Source organism: Ferrithrix thermotolerans DSM 19514 (genome assembly GCF_900128965.1).
Lineage (GTDB): Bacteria > Actinomycetota > Acidimicrobiia > Acidimicrobiales > Acidimicrobiaceae > Ferrithrix > Ferrithrix thermotolerans.
This window is the reverse complement of sequence record NZ_FQUL01000047.1, coordinates 1-15,733: the sequence shown is the minus strand read 5'-3', so window position 1 is coordinate 15,733 and position 15,733 is coordinate 1. Positions and strand designations below refer to the sequence as shown.

Sequence of the window (15,733 nt, the reverse complement as noted above, 5' to 3'; positions counted from 1 at the left end):
TGGAGCGTTTAGGTGCTGTCCGCCCATCGATCCGTAGAAGTTGGCGTCTCCAAAGCTAAAGACTCCACCGTCTGCAGCTACCAACCAATAGCCCTGGTCACCAGCTGTATCGGCTGACACCGAGCTGTTTAGCTCACTGTATGGATCTTCGACGGGTAAAGAGCTCCCAGATGCGTAGGTTCCACCAGCCACCACGACCGCAAAAGAATAAGAGAACTCGGGATTTGAGCTCTGTCCCATCCCCATAAAGACCCCATTTGAACCGCCCCCTCCAAGGAGAAGGTTATCCCTGTGCATCCAGCAACCAGGAAACCCTGGTTCAGGGCACCCTAGGTTTGAAGAGCCAAAACCGTCGTCGTACATCCAGATGTAGTACACGACGAGAGCGTTAGAGGATACGGTAGAGCCGTACCAGTTCGAGCCTACTGCTACGAGGTTGGCTCCATTAACTGTCTGGTTGGCGCCAACATTTGGATCCTGGTTGTTCAGCGCCCCCGAGCGAGCCGCCTGATTCAGACCTGGAAGAAATCCCATAATGGGGGCAAGGCCATAGGTCGCCCGGTCTTGGTTTATAAGTAGAAGGAGCTGACTCTCTGGGGCGAGTTGATAGAAGCCGAAAGGTAGCTGATAAGGAGATAGACCCATAGAGGCTCTTCCTAAGTTCAAGGCTCCCATGACGGCCATCTCACAGCTCTGTGACGCCGCTGCACTGCATGCAGATGACCCTAAGACCGACTTGATATCGCCAGGATCGTTGACGGAGGGGTTCAAAGGTACGCCTGATGTGTAACTTGACAGGACGCCGGAGATACCTCCAAAGCTCAAAGGGAGATCGGCTTTAGGCACGACGTAACTCAACAGCACCAAAGATACAGCCATCGCTAAGGTGATAGACAACCTATAAACTTTCAAAACCATCTCCCAAGACACTTGAACAGGTGAGGTAGGGTGCGCTTAGGAAAAGCTCAACTACGAAGATTGGGGGGTTACACATCTTTCTGTGTAAACGACTGAACTGCAACTAACCCCCAAACCCACTTAGCACAAACGACTACCCTAGCGGGACAAGAATAACTCTCCCTGAAATAGAACACGGTGACATGCAACTACATATGTATCATACGTTACCTTACAGGTTATATCAGCGGAAGTAGGCTGCCAACACCTATGAAACATTTGGTAATACGTCGGTCAATTAGCGTAAGAAGTAACGGTATTTGCTGCGACTTTAGTTATGTATTTCTCCAGAGTTTCAATACATCGATCTAAGACTATGAACTTTTCTTGACATTACCACTAAGCAGTATCACAGTTAGAGAAGGCAAGTAAAGGGACAGATAGGCTCTGTCTCCCTCACCCTTATTGGTCTGGACTTGCCCCAAATTTCCCTTACCAGACCCTCCGTAGTACTCCGAGTCAGAGTTCAATATCTCCAACCACCATCCTTCAGAGCGAACCGGGACCAAGTAGTTCTCCCTATCAGCCATCGAGAAGTTAGCGACGCAGAGTATCTCCGCTTCCTCCTCATCAATAGCTCTGGAAAAGGCAAATACGTTAGAGTCCTTATCGTCGACGACCACCCATGAGAACCCCGAGGGGCTGTGGTCTCCTTTGAATAGCTGTGGGGAAGATCGGTAGATGGCGTTGAGATCTGAGACAAGCAGCTTGAGCTTTATACCAAGTTCTGACGAACCTATATCTGGCAGCGACTCATCGTTCCACTCCCACTCCTGACCAGCCTCTGATCCCATAAACAAGAGCTTCTTACCCGGATACGCCCACATCCAGGCGTAAAGCGCCCTTAGATGGGCAAAGCGTTGCCAGTGATCTCCGAACATCTTGCCATAAAGAGAGCCCTTTTGGTGGACTACCTCGTCGTGAGAGAGAGGCAGAACAAAGTTTTCGGAAAATGCGTATAACAGTCCGAAGGTGATCAGGTCGTGATGGTACCTTCGATATATCGGGTCTAAAGACAAATACGATAGGGTGTCGTGCATCCATCCCATGTTCCACTTGAACCCAAAGCCAAGACCCCCAAGCTTTATGTCTTTGGTTACATTAGGGAACGCTGTAGACTCTTCTGCGAAGGTAGCGGCACCTCTAGAGACATTGGGAACCATCTCGTTCACCTCCTGCAACAAAGAGATAGCGCCGAGATTTTCACGCCCACCGTGGATATTGGGCACCCACTTTGTCCTTGAGTAGTCGAGGTATATCATCGAGGCAACGGCATCGACTCTAAGTGCATCTATATGGTATTTTTGAATCCAAAAGTTCGCAGAGGAGAGGAGAAAACTTCTCACTTCTGTGCGATCAAAGTTAAACACTGCCGATCCCCAGTCAGGGTGGATACCTTGGATCTCATCGAGATGTTCATACAAAGCGGTGCCGTCAAACCTGAACAGACCGTGGGCATCGGTCGCAAAGTGGCCTGGCACCCAATCTAAGATTACCCCTACGCCGGCTCTGTGCATGGTGTCCACCAAATAAGCAAACTCCAAAGGGGTCCCCCACCTGGCAGAGGGGGCAAAGTACGAGGTTCCCTGATATCCCCAAGAACCTCCGTATGGGTGTTCGTTGATCGGCATCAACTCAACGTGTGTAAAGCCGAGTTCCAAGACGTGCCTAACCAAAAAATCAGCAGCCTGTTCGTAGGTTTTGTCGTATGCTCCGAGCATAAAAGATCCCAAATGAACCTCGTAGATCGATACCGGACCATCACCAATCCAGCTAGGTCTTGCACCTAGGTACTCTGAGTCTGTCCATGCGAACTCAAGCGTCTCGAGAACCTTCGAGGCCGTCTTCGGAGGGGCCTCCGTCCAAAAAGCGTAGGGATCGGCCTTTTCGATCCGTGTGCCATCTTGGGTCTCGATCGAGAACTTATAGTTATCCCCCGGCCTACAGTCATAAGAGATAGTCTCCCATACCCCAGAAAAACCTTTCTCCGACATCGGATCCCGATCTACCTTCCACCCGTTGAAGTCGCCAACTACAGAGACAGAACGGGCAGCGGGGGCCCATACGCCAAAGTGCACAGCCTCTCTGCCCTCATACTGCCCGAAGTGGGCACCGAGAAACTCCCAGGCCATCTGGTGGTGACCTTCCCCAAAGAGGTACAGATCGTACTGCGTTGCATAATGTATCTCACCCATCTTGCTCTCCATAACCTCTTAGAAATGCAGCCGGTATCTCTTTCAGCCCCCGACCTGCTCGTATCTCGTACTCGAGTTCGTAGACCGCCTTTTCAAGCTTTAGCGTCTCGTAAAGATCCAGATCCAACCTCGCTGTGTAAGGATCGTCTGCGCAGTCCTCCTCATCACCATAGACATATGCGTCTAAAAAGCTTTTCTCCAGCGACCGTGACATCATCGTAGCTGCAAAGGTTCCAAGGCCAAGAGTTTCACTTACCGCATAGTGAATCGACCTGGCTATTCCAGCTAGGTCGTACTCGATCGAGGAGCGCTTGGTAGGTACCTCACCGAGGACCTCTCCTTCAAAGTCTATAAAGACCAGCCTTTCGTTGCCTATAAGCACTTGCCCAAGGTGAAGATCACCGTGCACCACTTGCAGATCAATCTTCTTATGGCTATCCCTTTGCCTCACTTCGTCTTTAGAGGCAAAGATCTTGGCGGCCGCAGAGGGACTCACCTTTGGCTCTGCACCTAACTCCTGCTTGATAAGATCCATACGGTTCTTGGTTCGGCTCCATGAGCGATCAAGCTCACTAGACAACAAAATCGACACCGTTCCAAAGACGTCACGCAAATTGCGGTGCAAACGGCGAAGGGACAAGCCGACCCGTCTTAGATACAACTCGAGAACTCGTTCTTTGCTGGCACTCAAAAGTTCCTTAGCTAAAGCGTATAGATCCCTCGCATCCCCCATCGATTCAAGAACCAGATAAGAACTGCAAGAACACGTTTCACCGTATCCGAGCACTTTAGGGACGTCCGTGCTCCCTGATTGCGTCAGAGCTTCAAGCACCGAGATCTCCCGGTTCTTATGCGACATCAGCTGTCTATATAGCTTCACATATAGGTCACCAAAGAAAAAGGAGGTATTTGACTGGTCAAAGACCTTATCCTCATCGACTCCCATTTCCAGGCCCACCCCCAAGGGACCCAAGATCACCTCCCGTCCAAGCCTGTTAGAGGTGGCGTCGTATAGAGATACATCCATGCCAGAACCGTCCGTGAACCTCGCCATGACCCTTCCCTCAAGTACGGCACTTGAGATCAGAGTTGGAAGATTCCACAGCCTCCCCGACTCCTCAGCCACGACGACCTCTAAGTAGCGAAGGTACTGTCCAAGAACTCTCGTTCCGCAGCAGTTGAACGACAGAGGTGAAGATGGGTCCCCCAAGTACCACCGGGACCCGGCAACGTAGAGTTTTAGATCAAAAAAGACGGGGTCGAGCGCACTCAGCCCTAGGTATTCAGCTAGTGGAATAGGTGTCTGTGTCACGACAACGCTCCCCTTGGGCTCTTTCAAACATCTCCCTAAGGAGCAAGGCTAGCCTTACTCAGCGGCGAGGTCGAACCAAAATACCCCATAAGGCGGTAGAGTAAAGGCGTAGCGACTCGACTCGATGGTTGGGAAGGCCACTCGTCCTAGAAGTTCGTAAGGGACCTTGGATGCGTACTTTGACAGATCCAGAGATAGTGGTTGCGCTGACTTAGAGAGATTGTTCACGCACAGCACGTGCTTGTCCTCTTCTTCCATTGATCTTACAAAGGCAAAGCAGCTCAGATTGTCCGAGTTGAGAACCTGCAGCGACCCCACGCCAAAGACTCCTTCTGAACGCCTTATCCACAGCAAGTGGCGCAGCCACCTGAGAAACGACGAAGGATTGCGCATCTGCGACTCGACGTTGAGTGCCTCGTATCCGTACACCGGATCCATGTTGGGAGGAAGGTAAAGTTTGGCAAAGTCAGCCTTTGAAAAACCCCCGTTGCGGTCCGGCGTCCACTGCATAGGCGTACGTACAGAGTCCCTATCATCTAGGTAGATATTATCCCCCATCAGGATCTCGTCTCCGTAATAGAGTATTGGAGATCCAGGAAGCGACAGTAGTAGCGCATGTAGCAGCTCTGCCACTCTTCTATCGTTGTCGATCAGAGGTGCCAGCCGCCGCCCTATGCCTACGTTCCTGCGCATAAGCGGATCGGCTGCATAGGCACGGTACATAAAGTCCCGCTCTTCCTCTGTGACCATCTCCAACGTCAGTTCGTCGTGATTTCGGAGAAATATACCCCATTGACAGCCCTCTGGGATCTCTGGTGTCTGTTCGATCGTCTCGGTAATGGGGCGAGCCGACTCCATCTTTACCGACATGAAAAGTCGAGGCATGATGGGGAAGTTAAAGCACATATGGCACTCGTCCCCCTTACCAAAGTAGTCAACCACGTCCTTGGGCCACTGATTTGCCTCTGCAAGTAACACCTTGTCTTTGTACCCCGAGTCAACCCTAGAACGAATCCGTTTTAGGTAGTCATGAGTCTCTTTTAGGTTCTCGCAGTTGGTTCCCTCTCTCTCAAAGAGATAAGGGACTGCGTCGAGCCTAAAACCATCTAGCCCCTTTTCGAGCCAGTACTCGAGCACCTTTACCATCTCCTCCTGAACCTCTTCGTTGTCGTAGTTCAGATCTGGCTGATGGTAAAAGAAGCGGTGCCAGTAGAACTGTTGCCGCTCTTGTGAGTAGGTCCAGTTGGAGGTCTCGGAGTCGACGAAGATGATTCTGGCACCCCTATACATCTCGTCGGAATCTGACCACACATACCAGTCCGCCTTTGGATTGGTCCTGTCTCTCTTTGACTCCAAAAACCATGGGTGTTGATCTGAGGTATGGTTCATAACTAAGTCGGCGATGACTCGAATGTTTTTTTGGTGCGCCCTACCGATCAATGTCTCCAGATCGCTCACCTCACCATAGGCGGGCAGGACGGTCAGAAAATCTGAGATATCGTATCCGCCGTCACGAAGAGGAGACTTATAAAAAGGTAACAACCATATGCAGTCAACGCCAAGCCACTCGAGGTAGTCAAGCTTTTCTATCAGTCCTCGTATATCACCGGTTCCATCTCCATTGGAGTCGAAAAAGCCTCTAATCAACACCTCGTAGAAGATGGCTTCTTGGAACCAGTTCTTTGCGTCCTCAGACACCAACACACCTCAAATCATCGTTTAATGTTCAAAGATACCAGGTGACCAGGCACCTTTGAGGGATCAAGCCTTATGAAGTTATGGCCCTTTCTAAAGGTGTAACTGTCGCTCGAAAGAGCATCGTATCCAACCGCCTCTTCGAAACTCCTCCCCCCAGGAAGCTCAGAAGGTAGGTATACAGCTCCTTCAGTTACGTTCTTCGTATCGAAGTTGTTTACCACAAGGATGAAGTCGTCTGTCTCTGGAGCAAACCTTAGGTAAGCCAGTAGATTTGCGCCCTCGGTTCTAAGGAACAAGACGTTTCCAAGACGCTGCATAGCCGGATGGTCCCGTCGAAATCGATTCAACGAGGCGATCAGTCCATCTAATGGGGCACCTTTAGCGTAGTCCCTCTTTACAATCTGATACTTCTCAGAGTCTAAGTACTCCTCCGAGGTCTCCGAGAAGGGTTGATTCTCCAGAAACTCATAGCCGGAGTAGATACCATAACTCGGCACCAAGGTAGCAGCTAGAAAAACTCTGTGCGCAAAGTCGCTGTGGCTTCCCCACCTTAGTGTGCCTGCCAATATATCGGGGGTGTTCGGCCAGAAGTTTGGACGAAAGTAACTCAAAACCTCAGCTGAGAGTAGCTCCTCCATGTAGCTTTGGACCTCCAAAGGAGTATGCCTCCAGGTGAAATAGGTGTAGCTTTGCGTAAATCCTATCTGCGCTAGCCGATACATAATCTTTGGTCGAGTAAACGCTTCAGCCAAGAACACCACGTCGTCGTAGTCACGTTGCACCTCTTGAATCAGCCATTGCCAAAAGGCCATCGGTTTTGTGTGGGGGTTATCGACTCGAAAGGTCCTTACCCCGTTATCGATCCAATAAAGCACTACTCGGTGAATCTCACGCCAAAGAGACTCCCTGTCCGTCTCTTTATCAGGGAAGAAGTTGATAGGCACTATGTCTTCATAACGTTTTGGAGGGTTCTCCGCATGGGCTATAGAACCGTCAGCACGATGGACAAACCACTCGGGATGTTCCCTAACCCAAGGGTGATCAGGGGAGCACTGAAGAGCAAGGTCCAAAGCTACCGCTATCGCATGCTCTCTCGCTGCTACTACGAGGCTTCTGAACTCTTCCACGGTACCGAGACTAGGATCGATGCTATCGTGGCCACCCAGCTTCGATCCGATAGCCCAGGGACTACCCACATCATCTGGCGCCGCCGTCAGAGCGTTGTTCTTGCCCTTTCGTTTTGTCACTCCTATGGGGTGTATCGGTGGGAGATAGACCACATCAACCCCCAAGTTAGATAGGTGTGGGAGCACATCTCTTACTCCATTTAGACCCCCAAAAGAGCGTGGGAACAGTTCGTACCAAAATCCAAAAGACGCACGCTTATTTTCAACATAAAGCTCAAAGCTTCTCTGCGTTGCCTCCTCACGCCTTGGAGGCACAGAGCAAATACGCAACAACACCTCGTTGGAGAGCGTCTCTATAAGAGAGGATGCCACATCCTTGGCTACCACCTCTGATTCGGTAACATCCCTTAGTGTAGACAACGAACGATTGAGAACGGATACGGTCTTTTCGTAATGAGAGACCATCAACCCAGTCTCATAAGAGAAGTACGCCTGGTGGAACTTTGACTTTCTAAGAGTCTTGTGCAGTCCTGTCACTCTCTTCAACGCGAGCTGGATCACATCGTCAAAGTCGAGGATCTGAGCTACCGAGGCGTTTACCTTGATCTTAAGGCCCTCTAAAGCAGCCCTATAAGGATCTTCGGAGGCGATCAAAGTGACTGGTTGCCTTCCGCTCTCTTTAGGCGTGAGCTGAGCCCGATAGGTATCGTTTCCCGCAGGCTCCATGTCGAACACATCGACGCCTTCTTCATAGGACACAGTTGCTAAGACTCTTAGAGGCATAGCGGGCAGGGAAAAAGCATCACATTCGAGGAAGATCGGCTGTCCCAAGGTTGCTTTGGGCAAACACCCTTCCTTCAGTCTTGGAAACCTTAGGTCCAGGCTCACCCTCTCAAGCAAAGTAAAGACCTCCGATCCTTGAACAAATCCCAACTTCTGAGCCTATTGTCTCCTGGGGTCGGGGTTCGCTTTGTAGGCAAATAACCTATGTGATGTGAAACCACTCCATAGCTTTAGAGTTGACCGTACCATACCTAAGACCCTGGCTCCCCTCACACAAGTCGCAAACAACCTCCGATGGTCTTGGGACCGCCAGAGTCAGGATCTGTTTAGATGGATCGATCCCAAGCTGTGGGAGGAGACCGACCAAAACGCCTTTCATCTGCTCGAACTGGTATCCCAAGACCGTCTCGTGGAGTTAGCCGAAGACTCAAGGTTTACTGAGTTTCTAAAAAAGGTCGCATCAGACCTTGAGATCTATATGAAGTCTGAGTCCTGGTTTCAAAACAGAACTAGTCCCCTTGTCAAAGTCGCCTACTTCTCTCCGGAGTTTGGAATATCTTCAGCTCTACCGCAGTACTCCGGAGGGTTAGGTGTACTTGCGGGGGATCATCTCAAGTCATCGTCAGCACTTGGCGTACCGATCGTCGGCGTAGGTCTGTTCTATCGATCCGGATATTTCCGACAAGGCGTTACCCCCAGGGGAAATCAGTTTGAGCGTTACCCTAACCTCAACCCCTTGGAGGTGGGCCTAGAGCCTGCATTCCCCATAGATGAGATCGGGGTCCGCCTAGCCGATGATGAGGCGGTCGTAAAGATATGGAGGGCAAAGGTCGGCAGGGTCGAACTTTATCTCTTAGACACCGACCACGACCACAATCCCCCACACCTTCGCGCCATTACCGACAGACTATACGGTGGTGACGTTGAGCATCGACTCAGACAGGAGATCGTACTTGGGATAGGTGGGGTAAGGGCACTAAGAGCGCTTGATATAGAGGTCTCCACCTACCACTCCAACGAGGGTCACGCCGGATTTTTAGGCCTTGAGAGACTGCGGGAGTTAGTAAGCGAGGGGCTTAGCTTCAAAGAGGCGATCGAGGTAGTAAGGGCGTCAAACATCTTTACCACACATACTCCGGTACCCGCTGGGATAGACCAGTTTCCGGTGGACCTTATGCGCAAGTACCTTGGCTACATGGCACAAGACTGTAAAGTGGAGGAGTCCGATGTCTTGAGTTTGGGGCACTTTGAAGGCGAGTCTCTCGAGGCGCCCTTCAACATGGCTGTTATGGGAATGAGGCTTGCGTCCTTTGTAAATGGAGTCTCCCAACTTCACGGCGAGGTCTCTCGGGAGCTATTTGCCGGAGTATGGCCCCAGCTTGAGAAGTCGCAGGTGCCAATCGGGCATGTAACTAACGGAGTGCATCCATCGACTTGGACCGCACATGAACTTGCAGACTTATACTCAAGCAACGTCCACCCCAACTGGGCTAACGCATCAAGCTCAGAGTGGAGTTCATTTATGGAGGTTCCAGATGAACTGTTGTGGCAGGTCAAAGAGGGGCTTCGGTCGAAGATGGTCCCAGAGATTAGGCGACGTCTCAAAACCTCTCTGATCGCTTCTGGGTGGGAGGAGGTCAATTTAGGCTGGTGTGACAGTGTCTTGGACTCAAAAACCCTGACGGTAGGATTCGCTCGTAGATTTGCACCTTACAAGAGAGCCGACTTACTACTTTCCCAGACAGAGCGTCTCTTGGAGTTGTGCTTGTCTATAGACCGACCGGTTCAGTTTATCTTTGCCGGCAAGGCGCACCCAAAGGACGAACCAGGCAAAGAGATCGTGCGCAAAGTCTTCGACTTCGCCTTCAACTCCCAGGCACGATCGAGGTTTGTCTTCGTTCCTGACTACGACATGTCCCTCGCCAAGGTGCTTTATCAGGGGTGCGACATCTGGCTGAACACTCCAACGCGCCCATTAGAGGCTTCGGGAACCTCCGGCATGAAAGCAGCCCTAAACGGCGCTCTCAACCTCTCGATCCTAGACGGCTGGTGGGCTGAGATGTACGATGGACTAAATGGGTGGGCCATCGCATCAGCTCCAGCGGAGTTCTACGAAGATGAGCGATCACGCCTCGAGTGCGACTCGCTTTTCAGCATCTTAGAGAACCAGGCTGTTCCTGAGTTCTACGATCGCGACCTAGATCAAACTCCCCGTCGTTGGACCGCTAGGATGAAGCACTCCATCTCTACGCTCGCACCAAAGGTTTCAGGCCACAGAATGGTCAGCGACTACGTCTCAAAGTTTTATGAGCCAGCAGCAACTAGAAGCCAGAGCCTCTGCGAAGACGGCTTTGAACGTGCTAAGCAGCTCGCCAAGTGGAAAGAGCACGTGAGAAACAACTGGTCAAGTGTCGCCGTCTCTGAGGTCGAGATCGTTGAGAACGTAGACGTAGATGGGCAGCTCGACACTTTGGTCAGAGTTAGCGTTAGTCCTGGCGCACTTGGAGCTCAAGACCTTACCGTCTCGGTACTGTGGGGTAAGGTCGGAAGAGATGGCGAACTTGTAGATGAGTTCAAAGAAAAGGCAGAACTTGTCGCCGTCGCCCCAGAAGTCGGTACCTCTGTATTTGAATGTCATCTAAAGGTTCAGGGGCAAGGCACCTTTGGAATGGTAACCTCTGTCCTTCCAGCTCACGATGGCCTAAGTTCTCCGTATGAACTTGGTCTTCAGATCATAGCCTAAGGACAAAAAGCAGCCTTCGATTAGGTGCAACCGTCAGCGACCAACAAAGACTGCTTTCCCTGGGCCATTTTCAAAGAAGGAAGATATACCGATCTTTGAGTCCTCGGTTGAAAAACTTTGCGCAAACGCTGAGAGCTCCACTGAAAGGCCACTTTCAAGAGAACTCTCGACTCCCCTATCGATCGCCTCTTTGGCAAGTCCCTGCGCCACAAGCGCTCCACTGGCGAAAGAACGAGCCCACGATATCGCCTCTTTTTCGACGTCTTCATCTTTCACCACGCGATTGCACAGCCCAATCGTCAGAGCCTCTTGCGCACTCACCTGTCGACCGCTTAAGATGATCTCCTTGGCACGGGATACACCTATTAGCCTAGGCAACCGTTGAGTTCCACCACCACCGGGAATGATCCCAAGTAGTATCTCAGGCTGGCCAAACTTTGCATGCTCCCCTGCTACTCTCAGATCACACGCCAACGCAAGCTCACAACCACCCCCAAGTGCGTATCCGTTGACCGCTGCGACTGTAACTCTCGGAATAGCAGCTAAAGCTCCGAGAGCTCTATGGAAAAGACGACCTAGCTCCAAAGCCTTTGCTGGGTCTTTGAACTCTGTTATCTCTGCACCCGCTGCAAATATCTTGGGTCCTCCGCTGATCACGACCGCCCCCGGAGGCGACTGAATGAAACCTTCGGCGACCTCAGCCAGCTGTATGAGCAGATCGGAAGAGAGAGCGTTTATCTTTGGGCGACGAAGGGTGATCGTTGCAACGTTATGATCGTCTAGGGCTACGTCAACATATTTATCCATGACAGTAAATGTAGCCTTTGTCGTGGCAAAAGGCTAACTCGAGCCCAATACCTCATCGACGATCATCTTGGCAGCCTGGGCGGGCTCCAGATCGCCATGTGCAACTCGCTCCTTTATTACACTGAAACTCTCGTGCTTCATGATATATCTCTCGAGGAGGCGCTTTGTAGAACGCTCAAACTCCTCAATCGCTCTTCTTCGCCTCTTTAGAGCAAGTTCTCCCGAGGACCAAAGGTAACCTTTGTGCTCCAGCACCGCCTCGGCAACCCTGTCCACACCTTTATTATCAAGTGCGACGGTCTCGATAATCTTGGGACGCCAAGGCTTTGGCTCACTTAGATCCAGCATCCCCTCGAGATCCTTACGCGTCTGCCGCACGCCCTCTCTATCGGCCTTATTGATGACAAAGACGTCGGCTATCTCAAGCAGACCCGCCTTATTTGCCTGAATAGAGTCTCCCCACAAAGGGTTGACAACGACCAGGGTTGTGTCAGCGGACGAGACGATATCAACCTCCACTTGACCTACCCCCACGGTCTCCACAATCACCTTGTCGAATCCAGCGCTGTCAAGAAGCCGAACAGCCGCTGGGACTGCAACAGAAAGCCCGCCCAGCGATCCCCTCGTGGCCATGGAACGAATGAACACCTTTGGATCAAGGGCGTGCGACTGCATCCTTACCCTGTCTCCTAGGATCGCTCCTCCGCTAAATGGAGAGGTTGGGTCGATAGCCAGGACAGCAATCTCTTCGTCACAGCCACGGTAGAACTCTATAAGTCGATCGGTCAGAGTCGACTTACCCGCACCTGGGGCCCCTGTAACGCCAAGAAGATAGGAGGGCTCGTGGGATATATCTGATGGGAGGTAGGCAAGAACTTCTTCCTCTCTCTCGATCAAAGAGATCAACCGAGCAAGGGCCGTGCGGCTTCCCCCTTGCATCTGCGACAACAACTCTAAGATCATCTCTTTACCCGACATCGGCACAGCCTGTGAGATCCTGAGCGCTTCGCCTCTCAATATCTGCCCCTAACGCTCGCAGGCGCTCTTCGATCCTTTCATAGCCACGATCTATGTGGCGAACCCCCGATATCTCGGTCTCCCCGTCAGCCACCAACGCAGCAACCACTAAAGCTACGCCCGCTCTTATGTCTGAGGCCTGAACCCTTGCTCCCTTCAACCGAGGTGTTCCCCGTATGACCACGTGGTGCCCATCGGTAAAGATATCGGCACCCATTTTGCGAAGCTCCTCAACGTAACGAAAACGTCCGGAAAAGAGGTTTTCACTTACTACCGATGTTCCATCTGCCACCGACAGCATGGTAACTATAAGGGGCTGATAGTCGGTCGCCACGCCTGGATAAGGAAGCGTTGAGACGTCTACGGCCTTTAGTTTTCCCTCCGACTTCGCTAGAATTCCCTGCGGCGTCGTCTCGATGTGAACCCCAACACTTGCAACTTTACGTAAAAGCATCTCCATATGATCCTCACGCGCCCCTCTTAGAAACACCTCCCCGCCGGCCACTGCAACAGCCGCCAGAAAACTCGCCGCCTCAACCCTATCTGGTATAACCCAGTGGTCAGCGGGGCTTAGCTTTGGAACTCCCTGAACTTCGATTCTCGATGTTCCAGCTCCCCTAATATCTGCCCCCATAGATATCAACATCGAAGCCAGATCGATCACCTCAGGCTCCCGAGCGGCGTTCTCTATGACGGTACGTCCCTCAGCTAACACCGCAGCCATCAGTATGTTATCGGTTGCGGTATGAGAGGGAAACTCTAGGACTACCCTAGACCCTGTTAGCCCTTCCGTGCGTCCGAAAAGGTATCCGTCACGTTCAGAGAAGGTAGCGCCCAAAGCAGAGAACCCTTCTATGTGGTAGTCGATAGGACGGGAGCCGAAGTCATCTCCTCCGGGCTGTGCCAACTCCACCCAGTTACAACGCGCCAACAAAGGACCCATAACCACAACCGAAGCCCTGATCTTGGACACCAGCTCTAAAGAGGCTCTGGGAACAATCTTCTCTGTAGGTGGTACTTCTATGATTACGTGCCCTTCTCCTGCGAACGATACAGAGACGCCGCAGCGTCTTAGAAGCTCAGCGACTATCTTCACATCTGTAATATCTGGAACATTGTGCAGGTGATGAGTTCCTTCTGCTAGTAAGGTCGCCGCCATAAGCTTTAGAACCGAGTTCTTGGCTCCTTTGATGTTCACTGAACCAAAAAGCGGTCCGGAAGGACGAACCACGAAAACAGATGTATCCGTCACGCACTTTTCTTTCTACGTAAGACCCAAAAGCTGAGGCGCAAAGTACTACGAAACCAAGCTTGCTCTTGGCATCTATCATAGCCAAAAAAAGTACGGGCAAAACTCAGCGGTTCACCGAAGGCACGAAGAGAACCTGGCTTTCGGACCCAAGACAAGGTCGCCTCAGATTAACAGATAAGCGAAGTGCTCATAAAACGGAGTAACAACCTTGTGAGAAACCCCAACAAATTTGAAACAAGGGCACATGAACAGCTTAAATTAGGCTACCCTATTTGCGATGAACTCCATAGACAGTACCAATAAGCCAGATCGTAACTTAGCCCTCGAGCTTGTGAGAGTCACCGAGGCGGCCGCCTTGGCAGCCGGCATGTGGATGGGCCGAGGGGACAAAGACGGTGCAGATGGCGCCGCCGTAGACGCCATGAGAACCGTTCTCGACACGGTTGCGATGGAAGGTGTTGTGGTAATCGGAGAGGGCGAAAAGGACCACGCCCCAATGCTTTATAACGGGGAGATCGTAGGAGACGGACGGCCTCCGATGTGTGACGTGGCGGTCGATCCCATAGACGGTACTCGTCCGACCGCAAATGGGCGTGGTGGTGCTTTGTCAGTTATAGCTGTAGCTGATAGGGGATCGATGTTTAACCCTGGACCTTGTGTATACATGGACAAGCTAGCCGTTGGACCCGAGGGAGTTGGGGTCGTCGACATAAACGCATCTGTCGAGGAAAACTTAAGGGCGCTCGCGAAGGCTAAAAAGACATCGGTTAGAAATCTCACTGTGGTCGTTTTAGACCGAGAACGTCACACATCGCTGATCCAGGAGATAAGGGCGGCTGGAGCCAGAGTCAAACTGATACCCGACGGCGATGTTGCCGCTGCAATCGCTACTGCCTGGCCCGAATCTGGGTCTGACATCCTATTTGGCGTCGGAGGTACTCCCGAAGGTGTAGTTGCAGCCGCCGCCCTTAGGGCTATGGACGGAGAGATACAGGGAAAGCTTTGGCCACGCGATGAAAGAGAACGCCAGGCTGCTATTGATGCAGGATACGACTTGGACAAAGTCCTGATGATCGACGATCTAGTCGCCTCGGATAACTGCTTTTTCGCTGCAACTGGAATCACAGACGGGGAGTTGCTGCGAGGCGTCCGTTACCGTTCCGACCAGGCGATTACACAGTCCATGGTCATGAGATCCAAGTCAAAGACGGTGAGAATGATTGAGGCATACCACAGAATAGAGAAACTCAGAGGCTTCAATATAGCTCCTTGAAAAGCGTACGCCTCGCTGAATCTACCCCCAGGACATCACACAGCCTAAGGGCACCTGCATCTAACGCCTCAAACCCCAGACCAACCAGCCAGTTAGCTCTGTCGCCTGCGGCGAGGACGTATCGAACCTTGTAATCAGCTAACGTATCCAGTAGCCAGAGCAGGGTTGACCTACCAATCCCAAGTCCCCTGTATGCCTCCTCAAAGATACAAAACGACTCAAGTAGAGCAATATCGGACCTTAGCCCGACTTTCGCAATTTCTTCCCGAATTCATGTCCATCCTGTGGATATCTAGGGGTGTGAAGGTGTTATCCACAGGGGTGTTGTAAGGTTTGGGCTGGTGGGATACTAGGCGGGGTATATTTGGTTTGTCGTGTAGTGGCCTAAGGATTTATATATTCGGTATGATTTGCATGATCTATGTGTATCCACTGGTAGCATCTGTCCTATCTATATCAGGGCCGTCGACACCAAGACCAAGACGGGAAAGACCTACACCAAGTATCAGTTGATCGAGTCCTATCGAAGTGAGAAGGGGCCGAGACAGCGTATCATCTTGACGCTTACC

At 51.6% G+C, this 15,733-nt stretch carries 10 protein-coding genes; 2 read left to right on the top strand and 8 right to left on the bottom strand.

Translation table 11 applies throughout. The features are described 5' to 3' along the window. From BUA24_RS10715 to BUA24_RS10695, 5 genes are all read right to left on the bottom strand, one after another. A partial coding sequence (locus tag BUA24_RS10715; RefSeq protein WP_143146529.1) for a hypothetical protein occupies positions 1 to 912 on the bottom strand: 912 nt, incomplete at its 3' end. A gap of 359 nt (positions 913 to 1,271) precedes the next feature. Then, positions 1,272 to 3,152 carry a 1,4-alpha-glucan branching protein GlgB gene (gene glgB, locus BUA24_RS10710; RefSeq protein ID WP_178138807.1) on the bottom strand — a complete coding sequence of 627 codons (1,881 nt, stop codon included), beginning with the start codon at positions 3,150 to 3,152 and terminating at the stop codon, positions 1,272 to 1,274. Then, positions 3,145 to 4,491, bottom strand: coding sequence for a phosphotransferase (locus BUA24_RS10705; protein ID WP_072792368.1), 1,347 nt, complete (start codon positions 4,489 to 4,491; stop codon positions 3,145 to 3,147). The genes glgB and BUA24_RS10705 overlap by 8 nt, the downstream gene beginning before the upstream one ends. A gap of 27 nt (positions 4,492 to 4,518) precedes the next feature. Beyond that, positions 4,519 to 6,162: a maltose alpha-D-glucosyltransferase gene (gene treS, locus BUA24_RS10700; protein ID WP_245790463.1), complete on the bottom strand. Its 1,644-nt coding sequence runs from the start codon at positions 6,160 to 6,162 to the stop codon at positions 4,519 to 4,521. A 14-nt stretch (positions 6,163 to 6,176) separates the two neighbouring features. Then, positions 6,177 to 8,222: a maltotransferase domain-containing protein gene (locus BUA24_RS10695; protein ID WP_084660441.1), complete on the bottom strand. Its 2,046-nt coding sequence runs from the start codon at positions 8,220 to 8,222 to the stop codon at positions 6,177 to 6,179. A 61-nt stretch (positions 8,223 to 8,283) separates the two neighbouring features. On the opposite strand from BUA24_RS10695, the gene glgP reads away from it, so the two are divergent. After that, positions 8,284 to 10,815, top strand: a complete 2,532-nt coding sequence (gene glgP / locus BUA24_RS10690; RefSeq protein WP_072792362.1) for an alpha-glucan family phosphorylase — start codon at positions 8,284 to 8,286, stop codon at positions 10,813 to 10,815. Between the two features lie 33 nt (positions 10,816 to 10,848). Here glgP and BUA24_RS10685 read toward each other — a convergent pair whose 3' ends face one another. From BUA24_RS10685 to murA, 3 genes are read right to left on the bottom strand one after another with little or no spacing between them, the layout of a single operon-like run. Next, entirely contained in the window at positions 10,849 to 11,622 is a 774-nt protein-coding gene (locus BUA24_RS10685; protein WP_072792360.1) for an enoyl-CoA hydratase/isomerase family protein, read from the bottom strand. Between the two features lie 33 nt (positions 11,623 to 11,655). Then, positions 11,656 to 12,639 (bottom strand): methylmalonyl Co-A mutase-associated GTPase MeaB, encoded by a 984-nt coding sequence (gene meaB, locus BUA24_RS10680; RefSeq protein WP_245790456.1) that lies wholly within the window; start codon positions 12,637 to 12,639, stop codon positions 11,656 to 11,658. After that, a complete protein-coding gene (gene murA / locus BUA24_RS10675; RefSeq protein WP_218587468.1) occupies positions 12,590 to 13,891 on the bottom strand; it encodes a UDP-N-acetylglucosamine 1-carboxyvinyltransferase in 1,302 nt (433 codons plus the stop codon). Before murA ends, meaB begins: the two co-directional genes overlap by 50 nt. Positions 13,892 to 14,168: 277 nt before the next feature. On the opposite strand from murA, the gene glpX reads away from it, so the two are divergent. Next, the gene (gene glpX, locus BUA24_RS10670) at positions 14,169 to 15,164 is read left to right on the top strand and encodes a class II fructose-bisphosphatase (protein WP_072792358.1); all 996 of its coding nucleotides are present in this window, start codon (positions 14,169 to 14,171) and stop codon (positions 15,162 to 15,164) included. Positions 15,165 to 15,733: the final 569 nt, after the last annotated feature.

Excerpts from the sequence above, each read along its gene's own strand:
- glgB (WP_178138807.1), bottom strand. The coding sequence starts at position 3,152 with ATGGGTGAGATACATTATGCAACGCAGTACGATCTGTACCTCTTTGGG.
- BUA24_RS10685 (WP_072792360.1), bottom strand. The coding sequence starts at position 11,622 with ATGGATAAATATGTTGACGTAGCCCTAGACGATCATAACGTTGCAACG.
- glpX (WP_072792358.1), top strand. The coding sequence starts at position 14,169 with ATGAACTCCATAGACAGTACCAATAAGCCAGATCGTAACTTAGCCCTC.